Source organism: Mesorhizobium sp. M0678 (genome assembly GCF_040320505.1).
Taxonomy (GTDB): domain Bacteria; phylum Pseudomonadota; class Alphaproteobacteria; order Rhizobiales; family Rhizobiaceae; genus Mesorhizobium.
Genome location: NZ_JAMYPT010000018.1, coordinates 83,448 through 106,801 on the forward strand (window position 1 = coordinate 83,448; position 23,354 = coordinate 106,801).

General features: G+C 62.9%; 24 protein-coding genes. 15 read left to right on the top strand and 9 right to left on the bottom strand.

The window, feature by feature from the left end; genetic code table 11:
- Nucleotides 1–153 precede the first annotated feature (153 nt).
- Nucleotides 154–1,770, top strand: coding sequence for a GMC family oxidoreductase (locus NKI29_RS25525; RefSeq protein ID WP_352797562.1), 1,617 nt, complete (start codon nucleotides 154–156; stop codon nucleotides 1,768–1,770).
- Nucleotides 1,767–2,978, top strand: coding sequence for a mandelate racemase/muconate lactonizing enzyme family protein (locus NKI29_RS25530; protein WP_352797565.1), 1,212 nt, complete (start codon nucleotides 1,767–1,769; stop codon nucleotides 2,976–2,978). Before NKI29_RS25525 ends, NKI29_RS25530 begins: the two co-directional genes overlap by 4 nt.
- 99 nt (nucleotides 2,979–3,077) lie before the next feature.
- On the opposite strand, the gene NKI29_RS25535 is transcribed toward NKI29_RS25530, so the two are convergent.
- Nucleotides 3,078–4,016, bottom strand: a complete 939-nt coding sequence (locus tag NKI29_RS25535) for a diacylglycerol/lipid kinase family protein (RefSeq protein WP_352567985.1) — start codon at nucleotides 4,014–4,016, stop codon at nucleotides 3,078–3,080.
- Nucleotides 4,017–4,751: 735 nt separating this feature from the next.
- Between NKI29_RS25535 and NKI29_RS25540 the strand changes: the two genes are divergently transcribed.
- The 3 genes from NKI29_RS25540 (at nucleotide 4,752) to NKI29_RS25550 (ending at nucleotide 6,999) form a co-directional block, all read left to right on the top strand.
- Entirely contained in the window at nucleotides 4,752–5,186 is a 435-nt protein-coding gene (locus NKI29_RS25540; RefSeq protein ID WP_352797566.1) for a DUF4383 domain-containing protein, read from the top strand.
- Between the two features lie 6 nt (nucleotides 5,187–5,192).
- A complete protein-coding gene (locus NKI29_RS25545) occupies nucleotides 5,193–6,323 on the top strand; it encodes a hypothetical protein (protein WP_352797568.1) in 1,131 nt (376 codons plus the stop codon).
- A 160-nt stretch (nucleotides 6,324–6,483) separates the two neighbouring features.
- Nucleotides 6,484–6,999 carry a hypothetical protein gene (locus NKI29_RS25550; protein WP_352797570.1) on the top strand — a complete coding sequence of 172 codons (516 nt, stop codon included), beginning with the start codon at nucleotides 6,484–6,486 and terminating at the stop codon, nucleotides 6,997–6,999.
- A gap of 8 nt (nucleotides 7,000–7,007) precedes the next feature.
- On the opposite strand, the gene NKI29_RS25555 is transcribed toward NKI29_RS25550, so the two are convergent.
- Nucleotides 7,008–8,687 (bottom strand): FAD-binding oxidoreductase, encoded by a 1,680-nt coding sequence (locus NKI29_RS25555; RefSeq protein ID WP_352797572.1) that lies wholly within the window; start codon nucleotides 8,685–8,687, stop codon nucleotides 7,008–7,010.
- Between the two features lie 61 nt (nucleotides 8,688–8,748).
- Here NKI29_RS25555 and NKI29_RS33520 point away from each other — a divergent pair, with 61 nt between their 5' ends.
- Nucleotides 8,749–9,258 carry a hypothetical protein gene (locus NKI29_RS33520; protein WP_502896725.1) on the top strand — a complete coding sequence of 170 codons (510 nt, stop codon included), beginning with the start codon at nucleotides 8,749–8,751 and terminating at the stop codon, nucleotides 9,256–9,258.
- Between the two features lie 3 nt (nucleotides 9,259–9,261).
- On the opposite strand, the gene NKI29_RS25565 is transcribed toward NKI29_RS33520, so the two are convergent.
- Both NKI29_RS25565 and NKI29_RS25570 read right to left on the bottom strand, forming a co-directional pair.
- Entirely contained in the window at nucleotides 9,262–10,233 is a 972-nt protein-coding gene (locus NKI29_RS25565; protein ID WP_352586803.1) for a hypothetical protein, read from the bottom strand.
- Nucleotides 10,234–10,294: 61 nt separating this feature from the next.
- The gene (locus tag NKI29_RS25570) at nucleotides 10,295–11,335 is read right to left on the bottom strand and encodes a CapA family protein (protein WP_352697574.1); all 1,041 of its coding nucleotides are present in this window, start codon (nucleotides 11,333–11,335) and stop codon (nucleotides 10,295–10,297) included.
- Between the two features lie 143 nt (nucleotides 11,336–11,478).
- Between NKI29_RS25570 and NKI29_RS25575 the strand changes: the two genes are divergently transcribed.
- The 3 genes from NKI29_RS25575 to NKI29_RS25585 all read left to right on the top strand — a co-directional run bounded on the left by NKI29_RS25575 (nucleotide 11,479) and on the right by NKI29_RS25585 (nucleotide 17,108).
- Entirely contained in the window at nucleotides 11,479–12,732 is a 1,254-nt protein-coding gene (locus NKI29_RS25575; protein ID WP_352697572.1) for a hypothetical protein, read from the top strand.
- A gap of 113 nt (nucleotides 12,733–12,845) precedes the next feature.
- On the top strand, nucleotides 12,846–16,136 hold the full coding sequence (gene uvrB / locus NKI29_RS25580; protein ID WP_352797575.1) for an excinuclease ABC subunit UvrB: 3,291 nt from the start codon (nucleotides 12,846–12,848) through the stop codon (nucleotides 16,134–16,136).
- Between the two features lie 48 nt (nucleotides 16,137–16,184).
- The gene (locus NKI29_RS25585; protein ID WP_352797577.1) at nucleotides 16,185–17,108 is read left to right on the top strand and encodes a hypothetical protein; all 924 of its coding nucleotides are present in this window, start codon (nucleotides 16,185–16,187) and stop codon (nucleotides 17,106–17,108) included.
- Between the two features lie 27 nt (nucleotides 17,109–17,135).
- Here the strand turns inward: NKI29_RS25585 and NKI29_RS25590 are convergent, their stop codons facing one another.
- Nucleotides 17,136–17,597 carry a hypothetical protein gene (locus tag NKI29_RS25590; protein ID WP_352690638.1) on the bottom strand — a complete coding sequence of 154 codons (462 nt, stop codon included), beginning with the start codon at nucleotides 17,595–17,597 and terminating at the stop codon, nucleotides 17,136–17,138.
- Between the two features lie 43 nt (nucleotides 17,598–17,640).
- Here NKI29_RS25590 and NKI29_RS25595 point away from each other — a divergent pair, with 43 nt between their 5' ends.
- From NKI29_RS25595 to NKI29_RS25610, 4 genes are all read left to right on the top strand, one after another.
- Nucleotides 17,641–18,030: an ATP-binding cassette domain-containing protein gene (locus NKI29_RS25595; RefSeq protein ID WP_352637252.1), complete on the top strand. Its 390-nt coding sequence runs from the start codon at nucleotides 17,641–17,643 to the stop codon at nucleotides 18,028–18,030.
- 104 nt (nucleotides 18,031–18,134) lie between these two features.
- On the top strand, nucleotides 18,135–18,308 hold the full coding sequence (locus NKI29_RS25600; protein ID WP_352797579.1) for a hypothetical protein: 174 nt from the start codon (nucleotides 18,135–18,137) through the stop codon (nucleotides 18,306–18,308).
- A gap of 128 nt (nucleotides 18,309–18,436) precedes the next feature.
- Nucleotides 18,437–18,865, top strand: coding sequence for a VOC family protein (locus NKI29_RS25605; RefSeq protein WP_352615584.1), 429 nt, complete (start codon nucleotides 18,437–18,439; stop codon nucleotides 18,863–18,865).
- Nucleotides 18,866–18,942: 77 nt separating this feature from the next.
- Nucleotides 18,943–19,296, top strand: a complete 354-nt coding sequence (locus NKI29_RS25610) for a DUF1428 domain-containing protein (RefSeq protein ID WP_352797582.1) — start codon at nucleotides 18,943–18,945, stop codon at nucleotides 19,294–19,296.
- Here NKI29_RS25610 and NKI29_RS25615 read toward each other — a convergent pair.
- From NKI29_RS25615 to NKI29_RS25625, 3 genes are all read right to left on the bottom strand, one after another.
- Complete coding sequence (locus NKI29_RS25615; protein WP_352797584.1) at nucleotides 19,283–20,938, bottom strand: tetratricopeptide repeat-containing sulfotransferase family protein; 1,656 nt, start codon at nucleotides 20,936–20,938, stop codon at nucleotides 19,283–19,285. The two genes, NKI29_RS25610 and NKI29_RS25615, sit on opposite strands and share 14 nt — an antisense overlap.
- Before the next feature lie 184 nt (nucleotides 20,939–21,122).
- Nucleotides 21,123–21,389 carry a DUF1488 family protein gene (locus NKI29_RS25620; protein WP_023678405.1) on the bottom strand — a complete coding sequence of 89 codons (267 nt, stop codon included), beginning with the start codon at nucleotides 21,387–21,389 and terminating at the stop codon, nucleotides 21,123–21,125.
- A 10-nt stretch (nucleotides 21,390–21,399) separates the two neighbouring features.
- Nucleotides 21,400–21,582, bottom strand: coding sequence for a hypothetical protein (locus tag NKI29_RS25625; RefSeq protein ID WP_023678406.1), 183 nt, complete (start codon nucleotides 21,580–21,582; stop codon nucleotides 21,400–21,402).
- 367 nt (nucleotides 21,583–21,949) lie between these two features.
- On the opposite strand from NKI29_RS25625, the gene NKI29_RS25630 reads away from it, so the two are divergent.
- Nucleotides 21,950–22,216: a hypothetical protein gene (locus tag NKI29_RS25630; protein ID WP_023678407.1), complete on the top strand. Its 267-nt coding sequence runs from the start codon at nucleotides 21,950–21,952 to the stop codon at nucleotides 22,214–22,216.
- Nucleotides 22,213–22,458, top strand: a complete 246-nt coding sequence (locus tag NKI29_RS25635) for a hypothetical protein (protein WP_023678408.1) — start codon at nucleotides 22,213–22,215, stop codon at nucleotides 22,456–22,458. The genes NKI29_RS25630 and NKI29_RS25635 overlap by 4 nt, the downstream gene beginning before the upstream one ends.
- Before the next feature lie 138 nt (nucleotides 22,459–22,596).
- Here NKI29_RS25635 and NKI29_RS25640 read toward each other — a convergent pair whose 3' ends face one another.
- Entirely contained in the window at nucleotides 22,597–22,998 is a 402-nt protein-coding gene (locus tag NKI29_RS25640; protein ID WP_023678409.1) for a Kazal-type serine protease inhibitor family protein, read from the bottom strand.
- Between the last annotated feature and the right edge of the window lie 356 nt (nucleotides 22,999–23,354).

Consider the following 23,354-nt stretch of genomic DNA (forward strand, 5'->3'; position numbering starts at 1 on the left):
TCTTTTCAAAAAACTCTTCTTGGCGCTGGAAGTCGAAATTCTAAACGAAGTTGCCGGTCGCTTTTTTCACATCAGATGCCGGAAGACCCGGCGACGCCGCGCCGCGCGCGAGTCTAGGTTAGAGGCCGAATTCCGGAGCCGACCGCAGCCACCATGCAGACCTATGATTTCATCATCGTCGGCTCCGGTTCGGCCGGCTCGGTCCTGGCCGAGAGACTGTCGGCTTCCGGCCGCTTCTCGGTGCTGGTGCTGGAAGCCGGCGGCAGCGACCGTCGCTTCTACGTCCAGATGCCGCTCGGCTACGGCAAGACCTTCTTCGACCCGGCGGTCAACTGGAACTACAAGGCCGAGCCGGACCCCGGCCTCGCCGGCAATGTCGACCACTGGCCGCGCGGCAGGCTGCTCGGTGGCTCCAGCTCGATCAACGCCATGGTCTGGATCAGGGGCGCGCGCGAGGATTTCGATGCTTGGGCAGCGGCCGGCAATCCCGGCTGGGGCTTCGACGACCTGCTGCCTGCGTTTAAAGCGCTGGAGGATAACCAGGCCGGCGCCGACCAATGGCGCGGCGTCGGCGGGCCGCTGCACGTCACCGACTGCTCCACCTCCGTCCACCCGCTCACCAAGCGCTATCTCGCCGCCGCCAACCAGGCCGGCCTGCCGCTCAACCCGGATTTCAACGGCGCCTCGCAGGAAGGCGTCGGCGTCTACCAGATCACCACCAGGAACGGCCGCCGCATGTCGGCGGCGCGCGCCTTCCTGCGCCCGGCGATGAAGCGCAAAAACGTCCGCGTCGAGATCAACGCGCTGGCGACAAAGATCCTGTTCGAGGGCAAGCGCGCCGTCGGTGTCGAGTATCTTCAGAATGGCGAGACAAAGACCGCCCGCGCCGGCCGCGAGGTCATCCTGTCGGGCGGCTCGGTCAATTCGCCCCAACTTCTCCAGCTCTCCGGTGTCGGCCCGTCGGCGCTTCTTGGCGCGCTCGGCATTCCTGTCGTTCACGCCAACGAGAATGTCGGGGCAAACCTGCAGGACCACGTCGGCATCAACTACACCTTCAAGGGCAGGTTGCCGACGCTCAACCAGATCCTGCGCCCATGGTGGGGCAAACTGCTGGTCGGCATGCAGTACGTGTTTTTGCGGTCGGGCCCGCTGTCACTGTCGATGAACAATGCCGGCGGCTTCTTCCGCACCGATCCGGCCACGGCACGGCCCAACATGCAGCTCTATTTCCAGGCGTTTTCGACCGTCATTCCGAAGAGCGGCGAACGCCCGATCCTGACGCCCGATCCATGGCCGGGCTTTTCCATCGGGCTGTCCAATTGCCGTCCGTCGAGCCGCGGCGAAATCATGATCCGTTCCGCCAATCCGCGCGATTATCCCAAAATCGTCGCCAATGCCTTTTCGACCGAGGCGGACGTCGCTGAAATGCTGGCGGCGGTGAAATTCGTCAGGAAGATCGCCTCGATGCCGGCGATGGCCGAGATTATCGAGGAAGAGGTTTTGCCCGGTCCCTCGATCACCTCCGATGCGGATCTCATTCAGGATTTCAGGAAGCGCTCGGGCACCGTCTATCACCCGGTCTCGACCTGCCGCATGGGGCCGGACGCGGCGCACGCCGTCGTCGATCCGCGCCTCAAGATACACGGCCTCGAGGCGTTGCGCGTTATCGACGCCTCGATCTTTCCCGACAACATAACCGGCAACACCAACGCCGCCGCGATCATGACCGGGTGGAAGGGCGCCGAACTGGTTCTGGAGGATCAGAAATGAAAATCACCGACGTCAAGACCTGGGTGGTCGGCAATCCGCCGCCCGGCATCGGCGGCAAGTATTTCATCTTCGTCAAGCTCACCACCGATGGCGGCGTCGTTGGCTATGGCGAAGCCTACAACGCCACCTTCTCGGCTCATGTCACGGCGAAAATGGTTGAGGACATGGCCGAACGCTATCTGATCGGCCGCGATCCGCACGATATTGAGACCTTCTTCCGCCGCGCCTATTCGTCCGGCTTCACCCAGCGCCCCGACGTCTCCAGCATGGGCTGTTTCTCGGCGCTCGAAATCGCCTGCTGGGACATTATCGGCAAAGAGGCCGGCAAGCCGGTCTACAAGCTGCTTGGCGGCCAGGTTCACGAAACGCTGCGTTCCTATACCTACCTTTACCCGCACAGCGGCAGCGTCCACTCCGAGGACGCCCGCGGCAAGAACGTCTATAACGACCCCGATCTGGCCGCCGCCTGCGCGCTCGAATATGTCGAGCAGGGTTTTAACGCGGTCAAGCTCGACCCAGCCGGCCCCTACACCGCCTTCGACGGCCACCAGCCGCGCCTCGTCGACATCGATCTCTCCGCCCGCATGGTCAAGGCGATCCGCGAGGCGGTCGGCACAAGAGCCGACATCCTGTTCGGTACGCACGGCCAGTTCACCGCATCGGGCGCGCTGCGCCTCGCCCGCGCCATCGAGCCCTATGATCCGCTGTGGTTCGAGGAGCCGGTGCCGCCCGACATGCCCGAGGTCATGGCTCAAGTGGCAAGGGGCACGTCGATCCCGATCGCGACAGGGGAAAGACTGACCACAAAATTCGAATTTGCCCGCGTCATCGAAAACCGTGCGGCGACCATTCTTCAGCCCGACCTTGGCCGCTCCGGCGGCATTCTCGAAACCAAGAAGATCGCCGCCATGGCCGAAGCCTACCACATCCAGGTCGCGCCGCACTGCTATTGCGGACCGATCGTCGGCTCCGCCAACATCCAGCTTGCGGTGACGCTGCCCAATTTCCTCATTCTGGAATCGCTGAAACAGTGGGACGGTTTTCACGCGAAGCTGCTCAAGAAGAAGATCGAATGGCAGGACGGCAACGTCATCCCGTCGAAGGAGCCAGGCCTCGGTGTCGAACTCGACGAAGCCGTCTGCGAGGCGCATCCCTGGACCGGCAAGGACCTGCATTTGCAGATGATGCAGACACCGTTGATGCCGTGACCTGTCGAGCGGGCGACAATGTCACGCGATTTCAACGCGTTGGACGTGGGATCGGAATCACCGCCGAAAGAACTTGAATCAATCCCTCAATGCCTTGATTCAATATCTCAGCGTCAATGCGCCGGGCAGGATCTCGAAAGTCGCTGGTATGCGACCCGGCGATTCGCCGTCTATGTCGATCAGCGCGGCGTTCTTTTGCACATCGCCGAGCGGCTCGACAACCACTTTCTTGCCGCGCAGGATGGTGATCGCCGGATGGTTGCGGTGCCGCCCGCCATAGAGCAGGCGGATGTCCCAGATCAGCTTCAGCTTGCCGGCGGCGCGCAGGATGACGATGTCGAACTCGCCGTCGTTAAGCTCGGCGTCGGGCGCGATCATCATGCCGCCACCGAAGAATTTTCCGTTGGCCACCGCCACCAGCGCCATGCGCGCCTCAACCGGGGCACCGTCGTCGACGGTGATCGCAACCTCCTGGAACCGGTAGCGGAGGAACTCCCAGACCGTGCGCCAGTAGAACAGCGCCTTGGCCGAAACCTTGCCCTTGCGCTTGTCGGCGTTGACCGCGCGGTCGGTGGCGCCGGAAAGCCCGAGACTGGCGATGTTGATGAAATGGCGGCTGGCCAGTGCGCCATGGTCGTCGACATAGCTGATGCACCCGGCATCGACCTTGCGCGGCTTGGCCTCGGCAATCCGCTTCAGCGTCAGATCGACATTGTTCGACAGGCCGAGCCCGCGGGCGAAGTCGATGCCGGTGCCGCAAGGCAGCAGCCCGAGTTCGGCCGTCCGGCCGCTTTCCCGGAAAGCCTTCAGCAGCCCGTCGGCGACTTCGCTGGCGGTGCCGTCGCCGCCGGCCGCGATCACCAGCTCGAAGCCGATGGCGGCAAGGTCGAGCGCCAGCCGTTCGGCATCGCCCTCGGCCTGCGTTTCACGGAGCTCGAAATCGCCGAAATGTCTTTTCAGCGAAGCCGCAACCTCGGGCCAATGCCGCTTGAGCCTGCCGCCGCCGGCGATCGGATTGAGAACCACCGCGACCTTCAAGCCTGCCTCCCCAAGGCCATCGAAAACGCCTTCCAATCATTTGCCGGCATTGAAGCCCGCGCCGGGCCGCGGGGCAAGGGTCGATTACCCGACAATGCGGCTTCGGCATCGAGGCGGCAAATCCCGACCGGCGGCGGCAGAGATCGGAAAGTCGCTATTTGGCAGGGTCAGTCCCCGATAATCCCGCTATCCACAGGCATGCGGCAGTTCCGCCAAACGCTTATCCGACGTACGTTAAAACCCATCTCAGGCGGCTACCGATCGCCACGCCGAAAGGCAAAGCGGAACGGCGGATTTCCTGAGGCCCGTACGGCCCTGAACGGGAACAGGCTTGCTTGTTGGAGGGATGGACGCCGAGACCTACGGGGCCGCGGAAAGCGTGCGAACGCCGACGGCGGACCGATGCTGCCATGAAGGACGGCAAAAACCTTCGATGGCGCGCTGGGCAAAGCTCGCAAGAGTGGAGACCGGCGTGGTCCGGAACGGACGCTGCCTTCGGGCGGCGACTGGCAGGACCGTCAAAATCAAGGCCGGCATGGCGCGACATCTTTCGGGAGTTGCTGCCGCGACCGTGTCCTGATCTGACAGGGAGGCGCTGGGAGAAATCCCGGCGCCGACTGTCTTTGTGGCCCGCCTGACAATTTTGCCGGCGACGCTTCACGCTGCGCCAAAATCAGCTACTATCCATTTGCCGTCGGGGGCCGTTTAAAAGGGCTGACGGCAGGGGGACATTTCATGACGCTCATCCAGAAGCTTGCTGTTGCCTATGCTTTCCTGTTCTTCGGCGTTGTTGCCATCGGCTATGTGCCGGCTTTCAACGACGCCGGCGGCAAGCTGTTCGGCCTGTTCTCGCTGCAATGGTATGATGATTTGCTGCACGCCTTCTCCGGCGTCTGGGCGCTGGCCGCCGCCTTCATCTCGCACCGCCAGGCGGTGTTCTATTTCAAGCTGTTCGGCTCGGTCTATCTGTTCGACGGCGTGCTCGGCCTGGTCACCGGTTCCGGCTGCCTCGATGGCGGCATTTTCATCAACGGCTTCCGCTCCCTGAACGACATCGAATTCCCGGCCCGCTTCTTCGCCAACCTGCCGCACATCGTCATCGGCGGCTTCGCCGTCTATGTCGGGTTCTGGCTGTCGAAACGTGTGTACGACCATTTCGCCACGGCCTGACCGGCCATGTTCCTGTTCCGCTGGCTGAAGCGCATCATCAAGGCGATCCTCTGGCTCGTCGTCATTGTCGTGTTGATCCCGATCGCCGGGCTGGCCTACGGCTTTCTCACGACGCCGTCGTTGGACACAACACCATTGCCGGGCGTCACCGAGGGTGCCCCGCCGAAGGCGCTGGCCGACAAGGTCCGTGCCGAGATTCCCGGCTACCAGCGGCCGGAGGAATCGACCTTTCTCACCTATCCGGAATGGGCCATCGTCTACGCCGCGCGCGAATATGCCGGCTTCGTCGACAAGAACCAGCCGAGCGGTTTTCCCTATCTCTCCTATATCGGCCGCTTCTGGCAGGACTATGCGATGGTCATCCGCGCCAGTTCCACCTACAAGTTCAACCTCGACAACCACCAGATGCTGGTGATCATCGGCACCAGCCACACGATCGAGCACGCCATCCAGTGGGCCTATGAAAATACGGTCGGCCGCATTGCCGAAGCGACAGCCGGCAAGCGCACCGCCGTCGACATCTACCAGGCCAAGGTCGCGGCCGACTACGCCGGTTTTCTCGACCAGGTGCCGTGGTACCAGTTTCCCTATGCCGAAAAACGTGCCGGCCTGTTTGCCGTCCAGCCGGCAGCGGACGACAGCGCCTTCCGCACTAGCGAACGCAAGCTCGCCTTCGGCCTCGCCGACACCATCAAGCAGGGCTACGCCGATCTGATCAAGTCGGCGCTCGCCGCCACCACCGACCCGGCCTTGCTCGACATTCACGTCTGGGCCAAGGGTCCGGTCAGCGAGGTGACGCGCAACGAGCCCGACACCTTGCTGGAGCGCGATCTCGGCGCCGACGGCACGGTCTTCGTCACCAGGCGCTATCAGGTGTTCACCGACATGATCCCGCGCCTGATCGACAAGGGCGTCTCCTTCGTCGAGATCGGCGGCAATGACGAGATCATGGTCACCATGCTTTCCAATGACGAGATCAATGTTCCCGAAGGTGCACGCACCTTGTTCAGCTACCCGCTTCCGGCGGAACCCTCCACGCGCCGCACTGGCCTGACTGTCGCCGTGCGCAAGCTGCACATCGTGCTGCCAGCGCTGATGACGGCGGGCGCCAGGCTCGAGCATGTCTACGATTACTGAGGCCTTTCGGTCACAGCCGGCCTCGGCAAGACGTTGCGTGATGCTCCGCCACGCTCATTCCACAATCGCGGCCAAATCCCGCCTTGTTCCGCAACGATTGATGATGCCGTAGACACGTTGTCTTGCGCACATGTGCCAGGCAACTCGGAGGGACAAGACCGTGATCAAGACCGCCCTTGTCGCCATGACCATCGTCGGCTGCGACTGCGACGCCAGGCTTTGCGAATATATCGGCGAGACGCCCGCCAAATGGTCGACCATCGCCGAATGCGAAGCGGCGATGAAAAGCCAGATGCTGCACGAGCGCAATTTCGACTATCCGCTGGTCTCCGGCATCTGCCGGACACAGAACTCGTCTTCGTCATCGCAGCTCGCTGCGACCGCTTCCGAGCCTGAATTGACGACGGCCAGCACCGCAGCGACAGACCCGCTGCCACCGGAACTGAGCCATCGGCCCAGTGCTGCGGTCGGAACGCAGCCCACGGCGACGGAAACGGAAGCCGTCCGGCCGGTCGCCTATGAAGCGGCGGTCGATGGCGGCCGCGCCGTGCTCTACCGCACGAAGGCCGGCTACGCCGTGGTCAAGACCGATCTCGGCCGCGCCGCATCGGCAACGATCGGCATCGCCAGGCGTTCGGCGAACTGGCTGGCGGCGAAGCTGCCTGACGGTCTGTAGCCGCCGCTTCAGGCCGTGCCGATCAGTGCCTTGACGGCGCGATAAAAAATCGACGAAAACAGCTCGCCCGGATCGTATTGCAGCTTCTTCGCCAGGAAGGACGGCAGTTCCGGATAGGAGGCAAGCAGCTCCTTGCCTGTGTAGTGGAGCTGGTAGGGCAGAAAAAAACGCCCGCCATGCTTGATCGTCACGTCGATCAGCGCCCTTGTCAGCGCCCGCATCCTGGCATTGCCGTCGGCGTCTGTCGGCTGATTGATGTAGAGCACCAGCGAATAGGCCGGCTCCGGCGCATAATTCAGCGCCACATCCTCCTTGTGGACGATGCGTACCGACGCGTTGAGCACCGGCAGGGTCTGGTTGCGCAGGATCCCGCGCGCTTCCGCGATGAACGGGTTATAGGCCGCCCGCGGGATGAAATACTCGTGCAGGATGTCGGTCTCATCGAGCAGATCGTTGAACAGATAGGGCACTGAATCGTGCATCGGATTGTTGCGCGTGACGAGGCAGGCCTCGCCCTCGGCCATTGCCGTCGTCCGCGCCACCGTGCAGTTCTCGAATTGCGGCTCCAGCGTCTTTTCGGTGAACCATTTCAGCTCCTGGAACAGGCTGCCCCATTTCGCCAGGTTGATGATCACCCGCTTGAGCCCGACCGAACCCGGTTCACCGATTGCCGGCTGGTCGGCCGGCGGCTGGTCGGCCACCTTGTCATAGCGGTAGACGATCATATCCTCGAGGAAATTGCCCGGCGCAGTCGACAGATGCCCATAAAACAGACCGATCGCCCTGTTTGGCTCCAGAACCTCGGCGAAGAACGTCGGGAAATCGTCCGATTTGATGATCTCGCGCGAGGTCCGGTAGACGGCGTTGTCGACGATGTCGAGTGTCGCCTCCAGCACCACGCCGAACAGGCCGTAGCCGCCGACGACGTGGCGGAACAGCTCGGTATTTTCGGCCGGTGAGCAGGTCGTCACCGAACCGTCCGCCAGCATCACCCGCATCGATCGGATCGAGCCGGCGACCGAGCCGGCCTGGTGGTCCATGCCATGCGCGTTGACCGACAGCGAGCCGCCGACCGAAAAGATGTCGGTCGACTGCATCGCCTTCACCGCAAAGCGCGGGTGCAAAAGGTTCTGGATGTCGTGCCAGCGCGCGCCCGGCTGCAAGGTGATCGTCTTCGCCGTCGGGTCGACACTGACCTTGTTGAATTTGCGCATGTCGAGGACCAGCGCGTTGTCGTCGAAGGCGTGGCCGCCCATCGAATGGCGCACCGCCGCGACCGAGACCTTCAGGCTATTGGCGCGGGCAAGGGCCAGCGCGCTCGCGATGTGGTCTTCCTCGCTGACTTCGATAACGCCGTAGACCGGTGTCATCGACAGGCCGCTGGCATCGTTGATGTTGCCGCCCTTGGTCAGCCATGGCAGCGCCGGATCGTAGGCTGGCGGGCCCTCCAGCGGCTTCTGCGCCAGGTCGATCCCGTCAATGTCGGCGATGCGCCCGGAATTCTTCTGCCCCGACGGACCGCGCGCCAGCCGCGCCACGGTCGTCCCGCCCCAGAGCATCGCGCCGCCGACCACCGCCGCACCCAGCAGCAGCCGCCGCGACAGGCGAAACCCCTTGCGTTCCTCGATCATAGCCCCACCCCACTGTCCCAGGAATAGCGCCAGATGGAGACAAAAACCAGTTGCCATCAGACGTTCGGCAAATGATGATCACAGTCGTTCTGGCGAAAGCGTCGAAAGCAGCCGCACCATGAAGCTTGCCGTCCGTGCCACGATTGCCCTGGTACTCGCGTTTGCTCCGGTCTCAGCCGACGCCCAAAGCGGTGAAAAGGGAGTCCTCGGTGTGGCAAGGGACGATCCGGAGATGGCGGCGGCGATTGAGCAGGCCCGCGCCAGCCTGGATGACTTCCTGATCCTGTCCGAGGCGCCGCCGTCCGGAACAGCCACGTTCAAATTGAAGGTAAGGATCGAAGACGGAACCGCGACGGAACATTTCTGGATCATTCCCTTTCACCGAACGGCGAGCGGATTTTGCCGGAATTTTAGCAAACGAGCCGCAGGCAGTGCACAACGTCGTCGCCGGCCAGGAGATCGAATTCACCCGGGACGAAATTTCGGACTGGGGATACACCAAGAACGGCCATCAGGTGGGCAGCTTTACCGTCTGTGTGATGCTCAAGAAGATGTCGAAGGAAGACGCGGACTATCTCCGCGACAATTACGGCTTCGACTGCTGATGTCCGAGCGCGAGGCGCTTTAGCCGCTACCCCGCCTCCTCGTCCTGCGCCCCGATCTTGCGCACCAGCGCCGCGGTCGCCAGGATCGTGGCCATGTCGGCGATGATCGGCGCAACATGCTTGACATAGTCGAGCGGCACAGAGATGTCCGGCAGCTCGAAGAAGTTCTTCGTCTGCGGAAGCAGCAGAAAGCCGTCGCTGCCGTTGAGCGCGACGCGTGCCGGTTCCTTCGGCCATGTTTCGCCAAGCCATTCGAGTGCCTGCGCCAGCCGGCCGGTCACCAGCGGCCGCGCCGCCTCGATATTGTCGGTGCGGAACTCGTAGGCGGCATCGAGCTCCGGCACGCCGCTGGACAGTTCCTGCATCTTGCTGCCTAAGATGCCGCGGAAGAAGCCGACGACCTTGTTGGTCCGGCGCGCGGCCACCAATGTGCCGGGGAACGGCACGATCGTCTCGAAGGCGACGATGACGCCCTTGAACACTGCCGTCGTGCTCTTGCCCGTCCCTTCCCGGAGATCTGCTTCGTAAAGCTCGAACGGAAACCCCTCATAACGGCCGGAAAAAACATCATCGAAAGATTGCCGGTTGAACGGACCAACCGTCTCGCGCGGCAACCGGTCGAACGAATTCGGCTTGATGTTGTGCCGGTACCGCATGTCGTCGATGAAGCCGAAGATGATCGGCAACAGCGTGCTGCGAAACGACTGCTGCAATTTGCTCGCCGGCTTGATCGCCTGGAAATAGAGCAGGATCGCGGCCAGGAATCCGCCGATATAGAGGAACACATGCGGGGTCGAGAACCACTGCTCGTTGGGGTCGGCAACCCCGTTGAAGAGCCAGGCCACAAGCGCCACGAACACCAGCACCAGCCCGATGAAAAGTGGCACCCGCCAGCGCGTCCGGCGATGGGCCGAAGCTCGTTGCGCCTCATAGGCCTCGATGTTCTTCCTGAGGCCGGCGATCACCGCTTCGCTCGGCATGAAATCCGCAGTTTCCATCACCCACCCGCCGCCACAAGCCTGCCCGCGCTGGGCATGATAGCCGGTTTGGTGGACTGCGTCAGCGCACGGCACCGAAGACCGCATCGAGGCGGGCTAGAACCCTTTGCCTGGATTTTCCCGCCAGCGTTTCAAGCGGGACCAGCCGCTCGTGATCGCCGGCGCGCAACCGCATGAAGGCATGCAGCCGGTAGGCGGCGATGGCCCCGCGCGTGCCGGGATCGTCGCTGATCTCGACGACGAGAATGGCGCCGATGCGGCCGGGCCATGGCTGCCGCGCGAAGGCGGTGCCGATGAAATCGCCGAGCCCATAGGCAACGAGCGTCTTGCCGATCCGCTCGATCGGCTGCACGACATGGGCATGATGTCCGGCGATCAGGCCGACGCCATGTTCGGCCAGAAGTCGCGCCATTGCCCGCGTCTTCGCACGTGGAAAATGCCGGAATTCCCAATCCCAATGCGGCACCGCGCAGAGGAGGTCGACACCCAAAGCGGCAGCGTGCGGCCATTGCGTCGGATCGGCTTGCATCGAGACTCGGCCCGCGAACTGAGCCTCGTCGGTATTGCGCCACAAGGTAAAGGCGGCAAGGCCTATGGTCAGCGAACCAACCGCAAACCGCTCGACCGGAGCCGCAGTGCCGATCGTGCGGATGCCTAATTGCTCCAGCGCGGCGACGGTCTCGTCGAAGCCGGCAATACCCTGGTCGAGCACATGGTTGTTGGCCAGCGACAGCACCAGTTTTTCACGCGAAATGCCGGCGGCGGCCAGCGCCTCGGCAAGGAACCGCTCGCTCATCGCGTGGTGCGTGCCAAGCCTGGTGCCCAAAACAGCGCTCGGCCGCTCCACCACCGGGCTTTCGCAATTGCCGACCACCAGATCGGCCGAGGCAAGCAGTGCCGCAATCGCCGGATCGCAGTCCGGCGCGCGGCGATTGGCCACCGCCGAGATATCGCCGACGAAAACCAGCCGCACCGTCCGCGCCGGCAGTGGTTCGAGCACGGCTGCGGCCGCCGGAGCAAAGCCGCGCGCGTCGCCATCGAGCGAAGGCCGGAGGAAGCGTGGCAGCCACGACAGTTTGTAGGAAAGCGGATAGTTCGACACGCGACGCCCAATCGTTTGCCTTGTGTAGACCGTCCGCCGGATTGATTGAAGCGTCGACTGTTGTGGGTGAACCACAGGGCCACAGGCGCAGCGAACCAAATGCGTGTATGATCCACTGCGGAGCGACAAAAGGGGCGATCACGATGAAGCGTTTTTCCAGGCTGGTGGCGTGCGCCATCATTCTTCTCCTGCCGCTGGCTTTACCCAGCGCCGCGGCTCCCGAAGCGGCGGCCCTGTTTGAGGCAAAAATCGTAGCCGAACGCGACAGCGCTCTTGCCGCTCTGGAAGCCGCCGCGCCAGGCGATCCGGCAGCCGCCTACGCCGCCGGCGCCGGCGAATTCTTCACAGCGCTGGAGATCCTGGCCGGCGGTCTGCACCGCCACGGTTTCGACAGCCCGCAATCCTTCATGCTGCCGCTGATGCGGCTGCCGGTGCCGGACAATGCCAATCCCGAGCCGCTGACCTACGAACAATTCCGCGCCATTCTCGTCGCCTTCCGCGACCGGCTGGAGAAATCCGCAGCCACGCTGGGTTCGGTACCCGCCGACGCGGACATCGGCATGGTCATCGACCTCACCCGCCTCGGCATCGACCTCAACGAGGACGGTACGATCGCGCCGGACGAAAGCGCCGCGGCGATCATGGCGTCTCTGTCACGCGGCGGCGGTGCGCCAGACGCGGCCGCACCCGCCCTCATCTTCCGCTTCGACCGCGCCGACGGCTACTGGCTGCAGGGCTATGCCGAGTTCCTGATGGCGCAGGCCGACTTCTGGCTGGCGCATGATTTCAGGGACACGTTCGACGGCTCCTTCCACATGCTGTTCCCGCGCGCCAAACTACCGCTGCAGGACACGCTCGTTCCGCCGGACGGCGGCATGAGCGGCGGCATTCTGTCGTCCGAATGGCGCATCGCCGATTTCATCTCGCTGGTCCATCTCATCAACTGGCAAGTGGTCGAGCCGGAGCGCCGGCAAGCGGCGCGCCGCCATCTCATGGAAATGATCCGGCTGTCGCGCGAGGACTGGAAAGCCATCCGAGCCGAAACCGACAATGACCGTGAATGGCTGCCCGGCCCGCAGCAAAAAGGCGCCAGCCCGCTGACCGGCCTCGAAGTCGGCGAGCAGCAGGTGCAGGCCTGGCTCGCCGCCTTGGCCATGGCCGAGGATCTGCTGGAAGGCCGCACCTTGCTGCCGCATTTCCGCATCGCCGACAAAGGCATCAACATGAAGCGCTTCTTCGACGAGCCGAAGCCCTTCGACCTGGTGCTGTCGATCACCGGCCCGGCCATCGCGCCCTATCTCGAACGCGGGAAGATTCTCACCAGCGAGGAGTTCGATCAGATCCAACGCCAATTCGGCGGCGCCGGGTTTCTGACGTTCGCGCTTTGGTTTAATTGAGCGGGAAACGTGGAGGGTGCTCCTGACACCCTTCTGTCAGCAGCTGGATTGCGCCTCGCGCCACCCGCCACTCCGCTCTTTCCATTTTGGCCGATACCTCCCATATTCGGGCCATGGCCAGACTGTCCGACAAGAAAACGCCTCCGCCGGCGAATGACGAGCGCGCTTCACCGCCCAAGCGGCGCAGTCCGCTGACCGATTTCCTCGATGCGTCGGAGCCCCTGTACAAGGGCGGCTTTGCCGAGGCGCCGCAGACCGAGTTCACCGGCGCCCCGCTGACCGGCTCGATCGCCGACTGGGCCGAGCAGATAGAGCAGGAAGCCGAGAAGGAAGGGCGCCAAATCTCCCCCCTCGAGGGGGAGATGTCGCCGAAGGCGACAGAGGGGGTCGCCGGAGGCAGCGCGGGACGCAAAGGAACGTCGAGTACTGCCGCACCGACCCCACCCGGCGGCTCCGCCGCCACCCTCCCCTCGAGGGGGAGGGAAGGCGCCAAGTCTGCCAAGAAAATCCCCGAGCGCTCCTCTTCCCCCGGCCGTACGGCACGCGGTACCTCGATGGGCGGCGCGGCTTCGGCGCGGGAGCGCACTGCGGCCGGTCTCAACCCTGTCGCCGGCCTCGATGTCTCACTGGAAGAGGCCGAGACAATGGCCTCGGGCGGCGTCACCGCCACCGTCGCGGCGCTGTCGGCGCTGATCGAATCCGGCAATCCGTTGCATAAGGACGGCGTGCTGTGGACGCCGCACCGTCCCGCCCGGCCGGAAAAATCCGAAGGCGGCATCGCCATCAAGATGGTCTCGGATTTCGAGCCCGCCGGCGACCAGCCGACGGCGATCAAGGATCTCGTCGAGGGCGTCAGCAGCAACGACCGCACCCAGGTTCTGCTCGGCGTCACGGGCTCGGGCAAGACCTTCACCATGGCCAAGGTGATCGAGGAGACGCAGCGCCCCGCTCTGATCCTGGCGCCCAACAAGACGTTGGCCGCGCAGCTCTATTCCGAATTCAAGAAATTCTTCCCGGAAAACGCCGTCGAGTATTTCGTCAGCTACTACGACTATTACCAGCCTGAGGCCTATGTGCCCCGGACCGACACCTACATCGAGAAGGAATCCTCGATCAACGAGCAGATCGACCGCATGCGCCATTCGGCGACGCGCTCGCTGCTCGAGCGCGACGACGTCATCATCGTCGCCTCGGTGTCCTGCATCTACGGTATCGGCTCGGTCGAGACCTACACGGCGATGACCTTCCAGATGCAGATCGGCGACCGGCTCGACCAGCGCGCGTTGCTCGCTGACCTCGTCGCCCAGCAGTACAAGCGCCAGGACATCAACTTCGTCCGCGGCTCGTTCCGGGTGCGCGGCGACACGATCGAGATCTTCCCGGCCCACCTCGAGGACCGCGCCTGGCGCATCTCGCTGTTCGGCGACGAGATCGAGGCGATTACCGAATTCGACCCGCTGACGGGACAGAAGACCGGCGAGCTGAAGAGCGTCAAGATCTACGCCAATTCGCACTATGTGACGCCGCGTCCGACCCTCAATCAGGCCATCAAATCGATCAAGGAAGAGCTCAAGCACCGGCTGGTCGAACTCGAACGGGCCGGTCGGTTGCTGGAGGCGCAGCGACTTGAGCAGCGCACCCGCTTCGACCTGGAGATGCTGGAAGCGACCGGCTCCTGCGCCGGCATCGAGAATTACTCGCGCTATCTGACCGGCCGCCAGCCGGGCGATCCGCCGCCGACCTTGTTCGAATACATCCCCGACAATGCGCTGGTCTTTGTCGACGAAAGCCACGTCACCATACCGCAGATCGGCGGCATGTATCGCGGCGACTTTCGCCGTAAGGCGACGCTGGCCGAGTATGGGTTCCGCCTGCCGTCCTGCATGGACAACCGGCCGTTGCGCTTCGAGGAGTGGGACGCCATGCGCCCGCTTTCCGTCGCGGTTTCGGCAACGCCCGGCGGTTGGGAGATGGAGCAGTCCGGCGGTGTCTTCGCCGAACAGGTCATCCGCCCGACCGGCCTGATCGATCCGCCGGTCGAAGTGCGCCCGGCCAAGAGCCAGGTCGACGACGTTGTCGGCGAAATCCGCGAGACCACCAAGGCGGGCTACCGCACGCTGGTCACCGTGCTGACCAAACGCATGGCCGAGGACCTGACCGAGTATCTGCACGAGCAGGGCATTCGCGTGCGCTACATGCACTCCGACATCGACACGCTGGAGCGTATCGAGATCCTGCGCGACCTGCGCCTCGGCACCTTCGACGTGCTGGTCGGCATCAACCTGCTGCGCGAAGGCCTCGACATTCCCGAATGCGGCTTCGTCGCCATTCTCGACGCCGACAAGGAAGGCTTCCTGCGCTCCGAGACATCGCTGATCCAGACCATCGGCCGTGCCGCCAGAAACGTCGACGGCAAGGTCATCCTCTACGCCGACCAGATCACCGGCTCGATGGAGCGGGCGATGGCCGAGACCAACCGCCGCCGCGAAAAGCAGATGGAGTGGAACGCGGCCAACGGCATCACCCCGGAATCGGTCAAGTCGCGCATTTCGGACATCCTGGACTCGGTCTACGAGAAGGACCATGTCCGCGCCGACATCTCGCAGTTCACCGACAGTGCCGGCGCGATGATGGGCAACAATCTGAAGGCGCATCTCGACGCGATGGACAAGCAGATGCGCGACGCCGCCGCCAACCTCGATTTCGAGAAGGCAGCCCGCATCCGCGACGAGATCAAGCGGCTGCGCGAGATGGAGCTGTCCATCTCCGACGATCCGCTGGCCAAATATGCCGACATGGAAAGCCCAGTCTCGGGCCGCGAGAAGGGCAAGCACAACAAAGGCGTGGCCAAACATCGCACATCAGAGGAACAGGAGCGTTTCCGCAAGCTCGACGAGGCACGTGCCGCCGAAGAGGCGGCCCGGCCCAATCTCTTCCGCAAGCCGGCGCTCGACGAAATGGGTGCCGATGGCGCCGTGCCGGTGAAGAAGCCGCTGTTTTCGAAGCCCTCGCTCGACGCCATGGGGCCGGGCACGGATATGCCGACTCCGGCCGGCGCAGTGTCGCGTTCGCTGTTCAAGAAGCAGTCGGCCGAAGAGGCGCACGGCTCCGATTTCGGCATCCCGGGCGAACCGACCAAGCCGCTGTTCAAGAAGAACTCGCTCGACGAGATGACCGTGCGGCGCACCGAGAAGCCGGTCGAGGGAAAAGTTCCGGCGAAGCAGCAGCCGATCTCCCCCCAAGTGGGGGAGATGCCCGGCAGGGCAGAGGGGGGCGCGAAGGAACGCAACGATTCCGCCAAACCCATTGTCCGCCAGCGCAGTGGTATCGGCTCCTACGAAGACCCGGCCGACGCCCGCCGCGAAAAGCGCCGGCCTGGCAAGACGGGTCGGCCGGGGCGGTAAACGGGCTGCATACCTGTTGCGAGCATTCTCAACCGGTGGCTAGAATGCTTGATGGTCGTCACTCGCAGACTTCAGGAAGACGAATTCAAGGCTTGCTTCGCGGAGCCTATGACGAACGTCACCGCCACGGCAGAGGCTGCAGTAGACATATGGCCATATGTCGAGGCGCTGGATCTGGATGAGATCGGGCTGCCATATTTGAACGACGTCCACTATGTCTACCGAGACGCCCAAAACCGATTTGATCAGGTTTTGATTGGCACCGGCAGGTTCAACGCCCTTCTTGTGATCGTTGTCGATCTCGGCAGAAGCTCGGTGTTCGGACATTTCCTGCTGGATTTGAACAAGGAATACGGAGTAAGCGGTGGCCACTTGAGGTCCGTGGGACAGTCCTGCCGAATGCCAACCGTCATTGCCATTGCCTCCGGCAATCCGCCGTGGCGCTCCTTTGAAGCCACCGCTATTCTCATGCCATCGCTTGGGTGGGTGCAGATGATGACGCGTCGTTTCTTTGGACTTCTCGCAGCCGTCGCCGCAGCTTTCCTGCCGCCCCGCGCGGCGTCTCAAACGACGAACGCGCCGCGGCGCTTGCAGGATGACATTCCGATAGCCGCGCAGTGGATATCCAAAGCACTGCAAAGTTCGGGCTATGACGCGAATTTCACACCACGGAGCATATCGGAGGTGGAGCGCTTCTTTCGCGAGCAGACGAAGGACGGGGAGCCCATCTCCGGCGGTTTGATGTCGCAAGATATCGGGCCGCGCTTGTTTGCGTTGGGCAGCTATTGCGGCGAGGTGCTCCGCAGGGAACTTGGTGGGCATTGGCTGACGAATGATGATGATCCCGAAGGGGAAATCAACGCGGCTCTCGAAGTTGGAAGCGGCGTTACCTGCTGGCCCATGCAACGCGTGATGAAGCGACTGCGCAGCGGCGAGGACGACCTGGTGGCTTGGGCCGCAGGGATCAGGTGAGGCTGAAAGGCGCGGCGAGGCTCTGCCCTAACCTGCTTCGTATTTTCGGATGAATGGAACACCATTGAACGTTTGTGTACAACAGGAACAGCTTGGCTTCATGTCTTCCAACCTGAGTTCGGGATCGACCAGCGCCAGGCGATTGTCCTGATCCAAGTACAGGCCACTGTAATATGAATTTTCTCCCACTCGGACGAACGAGTGCTTGTCGGCATCGTTGAGTGCAACGATCCAGAAAATCGGGTCCGGTCGATCCAGTCGCGCCACTGCCTGACTGTGAACATCGGACCAATCCTGTCCAACTTTCGAAAGCAGGAATCTGAACAACGGCGTGTAGTCGCGGCCCCATTGTTTTTCGCCATGCATGGAGCCGCGGCTCGTCTTGTCCTCTTTCTTGATATGCCGGGAAAATTTGTAGTCGCCGCCGCCATGGCGAACGCCGTGGGTTCGCGTGTTTTCCCGTCGGTAGAGTGGTTCTCTGTGTCGCATCCAGAAGATCCGCAGCCGCGTAACACCACGCTGGTCCGGCAGTATTTTTGCCGAACACCCCAATGGGTGCAAGAGGACGTCGGCTTCTCAGGTACCATTCATCGTTGACTGCATAATGCTCGTCGACATGCAGGAGCGTCGGATCGGCGTGCTGTCGGGCGGACAGAAGGCGCGGCTGATGATGCTGGCGCTGAGGCTCGCCAATCCCAATTTCTATTTACTCGACGAGCCGACCAATCATCTCGATATCGATGGTCAGGAAGCACTGGAAGCGGAATTGCTGGAACATCAAGCGAGCTGCCTGCTTGCCTCGCACGACCGCTCCTTCATCCGCGCGGTTGGCAACCGCTTCTGGCTGATCGAGAAACGGCGATTGACCGAGATCGACAGCCCGGAGGAGTTCTTCCGGGAGGTTGCCGAAGCCGGCGGCTGAAGGCTTGCGGAAAAAAATTCCGGCGCTCTGTCGGATGATGATCGCATGCCACGTCCTTGGGTTGCCGACACGGTGATGCCGGCGCCAATCGAGGAGAAAGCATCATGTCTATTCTGTCATCCATAGGTCACGCCGTGACGCGTTACTCGGCGGCTCGCGCCCGTTATCGCAGCGAACGCGCCATCCTTTCATTGCCGATCGAGCTGCGCAAAGATATTGGCTGGCCGGAAATCGTCATAGACGCGCAAAACAGCCCGCGGATTCGCATCGAAGGTTGAAGGGTGGCAATTGGCCGTCGCGGCAGGCGCCATTTCGAATCCAAAAAACCATCGGCCGTGTAGGATCGTCGCCGTTCCGTTCGTCCTGTGGTTCGCAAAGGCAAACCAGACGCAAAGAGGAGCATGACATGAATGACCAGCCGCAGACCCAGCCCGCCGCCAAAGTGCTTGGCGGATTGACGCCCTACCTTCAGCTGGACGGCGCTTTCAAAGCCGCAGAATTTTACCAAAAGGCCTTCGGTGCCGAGCAGGTCTTTGCCTATCCGCCGGATGAACAGGGCCGCACCATGCATATCCATCTCCACATCAACGGTTCGACCCTGATGCTTTCCGACTTCTATCCCGAGCATGGAATGGCCGCTGTGAAGCCGCAGGGCTACACCATGCAGCTCCATCTCGGCAGCGACGACATCGACGCCTGGTGGAAGCGGGCCATCGAGGCGGGCTGCGAGGAAGTCGTGCCGTTGCAGGTGATGTTCTGGGGCGACCGCTGGGGCAATATGCGTGATCCGTTCGGCGTCGAATGGGCAATGAACGCACCGGTGAAGAAGGCTTAGCATTCCACACAGGCTGTGTCTGAAATCACCTCTCCCGCTCCAGAGGGAGAGGAAAACGATCGCATGGAGGAAATCAGATGTCCTATGTCGACGGTTTCGTACTTGCCGTACCGAAGGCAAAGCTCGATGCTTACAAGAAGCTGGCGGAAACCGGCGGCGCCGTCTGGAAGGAGCACGGTGCTCTTGCCTATGTCGAATGCGTCGGCGACGACGTGCCTTATGGCGAGCTCACCTCGTTCCCGCGTGCCGTTCAGGCCAAGGACGACGAGATCGTCATCTTCTCGTGGGTGGTCTATGAATCGCGGCAAAGCCGCGACGTGGTGATGGCCAAGGTGATGGCCGACCCGCGCCTCAAGTCGGACTGGGAGACCATGCCGTTCGACGGCAAGCGCATGATCTTTGGCGGTTTTCAGCCCTTCATCGAGCTGTAGGCGCCCCTCGATCAAGTTTGTCGTGCAGCGGCTTCAGCCGGTCGCCATAGCGCTTCCACAGGTCGACCGAGCCCTGATACATCGGCTGGCGCACTTGCGCAGCCGACGCCGTTCGCACCGGCCGGTCGGTCTGGTGGAACGACAGCACGGCGTCGTCCCACGGCAGGCCGAGATGGGCGATCAGCGCCCGCGACTGGCCTTCCTGGTCGGCGACGAAATCCTCGTAGCGAACGTCGTGCACGACATCAGGCAGCACGGCGTGCCAGTGCGCCATGATGTCGGTGTACAGATTGTGGAAATCGGCGAGCTCGTCGAGATCGTAGCCGTAGCGATGGCTGTCGCCGCGGAAGTGCACCTTGTAGATCGACAGGCAGGTCGCCGCCGCATCGCGCGCGCAATGGATGATCTTGGCCTTCGGCAGCATCAAATGGATGAAGCCCACCAAGAGGAAATTGCCGGGCATCTTGTCGGTGACGTGCCGAGAACCTGGATAGCGGGCGTGCAGCATGTCGAGATAGGCCTGGCCGGCCTCGGCATAGGCCTTGTCGGGCATGTCGGCGATGCCCCAGGGAAAGCCGCCCTTCATGCTGAGCGGAAACTGCTTGCCGACCGCCGTCTTCAATATGCTGAGCTCGCCGGCGCCGTAGACCTGCGGATGGCTGGCGATGATCTGCTCGACCAGCGTGGTGCCGGAACGCGGCATGCCGACGACGAAGATCGGCGTGTCGTCGGCTATCCCGCTCGGCCTGTGCCTTTCAAAAAAGGCGTTGTCGAACACCGCCTTCATCGCCTCGAACTCGCCGCGCGTCTTGCCGGCGTCGTAGTCGATGCCCTGGCGGCGGATCGCGTTGCCTTCGGCGAAATAGTCGAAAGCGCGGCCATAATCCCTGAGGTCGTCATTGGCCTTGCCGAGGCCGAAGGAAAGCTGCATGCGCGCCAGGCTGCCTTGCGGCGCCTTGGCGTGCTCCGCCTCCATGCGGGCAAGCTCGGCGTCGCGCTCCTTCTGGCGCTTGACCTGGGTAAGCATCAGCCAGGCCCTCGCCATGCCGGGGTCCACAGCCAGCGCCTGCCTGAAAAGATCCGCAGCCTCGTCGAGATTGCCCTTTTCCATCAGCCCGACGCCCAGGCCGTGCAAAAGATCGGCATCCTTCGGCCGGATCGTCAGCGCCTCGCGAAAAACAGCCAATGCCTCATCCAGCCGGCCCGCTTCCTGCAGCGTCTCGGCAAGCCCGACGCGGGCGCGGACATGGAACGGGTTGCGGCCGATCGTGCCGCGATAAATATCCTCGGCGCCTTCGAATTGGCCGAGCTGCTTCAGCGACGAGCCGAGATTGTCACGCGCCGCCAGCTGGTCCGGCCGAATCGCCACCACCTTGCGGAAGAGATCGGCGGCGGCCGCGACCCGGCCGAGGTCGCGCAGCACGGTGCCGAGATTGTTGAGGAAATCCGGATTGTTCGGTTGCAGACGCACCGATTGTTCGATCAGCGCCAGCCCCTCGGCGCTGCGCCCGGTCTGGTGCAGCAGAAGCCCGAGGAAATGCGCAGCAGCCGGGTGGTTGGCCTTTTGCGCCAGCACCTGTCGGTAAAGCGCCTCGGCTTCCTGCCGGCGCCCGGCCTGGTGCAGCTGCAGCGCCTGCTGCACGTGCTGGTCGAGCCCCAGCGGCGGCTGTCCGCCTGAGCCGTAACGTGCGCCTGCCGGTTGTCTCGGATCTCTGTTGATGGGAAACCTGCCGTGTTGTCCGCCTGCCGCGATCTAGGCCATCGCTGCGGCGCGTGCAAGAGCAGACGGCGGTCGCTACGAAGCAAACCTTCGAACCCGGGGGAGCCTACCGAAAGTCGGCCGGCGTCAGCACATACATGTTCCTGCGGCCGTGCGAGTAGGCTTGGCGCGCAATCTCGTGGATCGACGAACGCTTGGCGTCGAAGGCGCTGAGAAATTCGGCCTCGGCTCCGCTTGCTGCCGGGTTTGCCGCCGAAAGTGCCGCGACCTCGACAAAGAACGGGACTTCGAGCATGCCGTCATGGCCGACGAAACGAATGCGCTTGGCCGCCGCGTCATAGGAGCGGCTGGGATTGGGAAAATTGAGCGTCATGGCTTGCGCGTCAAATCAGGCGGTTGCTTTCGGCAAGCTGGCGCGCCCGCCGCGCCGTGCCGTCGGTGTCGGCAATCCTTCGCCTTGCCGCCTCGTCGCTTCTTATCGTGAGACGCGGCGACAAGACCTTTATCGGCTTTGCGACAGGACTGACTGCAACTGTCGGGACATCCGGTGTTCTTGCGGAGTTCATGACTCTCTTCCTTCCATTGCTAGATAAATACAAATGCCGGAGGAATTTTTTCGGAAGTTCTTCAAACAATTTTTGAGGTGCACCGGGACCGTATCATCGTTCTGCGGATAACTATAGAAAAGTAATTTGACGTTGGTAGGGGTAAGAGGCCGAAAACTTCTTGAATAAGCCGTATTTTCAGACTATTGGTATGAAACCGTTTTGGGCCATGCTTGGCCCCGCGGTGTCAGGGATTCTCGGCCCGCCAAACTTATCCAAATCGCCGACACCTGGTACCGCAATGCAGGCTCCGCTTCCGGGGCAGGCCGGAAAGAAACTTCAAGGCACGAGAACTTCAAGGCACAAGCGAGAACTTCGAGGCACAAGAATGTCTGCTCGCACCACCCATTCCATAGCGCATTTCGCGGCACCTTTCGTGCTTGGCGGGCTGGATGGCGTGCAGCCGGCCGGCGACTATGACATCGACCACGACGAAGAACTGATCGACGGCATGTCCTGGCCTGCCTGGCGCCGCGTCGCCACTTTCATCCATCTGCCGGCAAGGACAGTGAAAAGCGCGACCAGCCAGCTTGTCGCCATTGACCATGCCGAGCTCGACGCAGCGCTTCGGCACGACCAGGAGAATGTCACATGATCCGCTTCCAGCAGAATGCGCGGCGCACGGACACGCCGGCGCATATCTTCACCGTCGGCCAGACCGTCCGCATGAAGAGCCGCACCGGCCTTGCCCAAAAGACCGCGGAGCTGTTCCAGATCAAGAGCCGGCTGCCGGTCAAGGACGGCTCGCCGCAATATCGCATCCGCAGCGATCAGGAGACCTATGAGCGGGTCACCACGGAAGACAATCTCGAACCGGTCGACAACCCGGCCAACTGAGCCGACGCGCCGCAACGCTGCTTCACATGCTGATGGTGCCGCAGATCTGCGTCGCCTGCGCATCTCCAACGGGAACGGCGCTGAGCTCTACGCCGGCCCCCAGATGGTGCTTATCCGGCCAGGCTGTAGGTCGGTGCGCTAGCAGGGCCCGTCATCGACGACGCGATAATCCGCCGCGCGGGCTTCGCATTCGTTGGGGAATGTGCGCAGTTCGCCATGGCGACGGGCACAGACCGGGCGGTATTCGCGGGTGCAGAATGTCTGCTCCTCACCGCCACCACCACCGCCGCGGCACTCGCCCTCGCGAATGATGCGGTATCCGGCCCGTTCGGCAAGGCAGGCATTGGCGAAGGTCTGGCGGTCGCCGCCGCGCCGGGCACAGACCGGGTCATATTGCCTAGTGCAGAATTGCGGCCCCGGCCGTGGCGGGCGCGGCCCCGGCCCCTCATCATCCACCACGACGGTGCAGGCTGCGAGAATTGCCGACAGGAACAGGATGGAAAAAACCTGCCGCGGAAAGATTGCCGCAAGAAACCGCATGAATGTTCCCTCCCTCGAAACTCCTGCCTGCACAAATGGTGCCTGGGTCAGGCCGATCCTCGTCATTCCGCTGCCAGATGCAACCCCTGTTTGCAACTGGCGAGCCAGGGCGGTATGCCGGCGCAAGCCAAGACAGCACCTGCCCCGCTGGCTGGACCATGCCTGGGTGAAGTCTGGCCGATGACCGCGCAGAGAACCGGGACTATCGGTGCGATGCGTAGGGATGCGCCTGTTGGGGCCGCCCGCGGCTGTGTCTGTCGGTAGCTTTTCAAGTTGTCCGGTTTTTGTAGCACATCAGATGTCCGCTTCTGTTTGTTGCAGGAGGTGCGTCGAAGCGGTTCACGCCGCACTCCTGA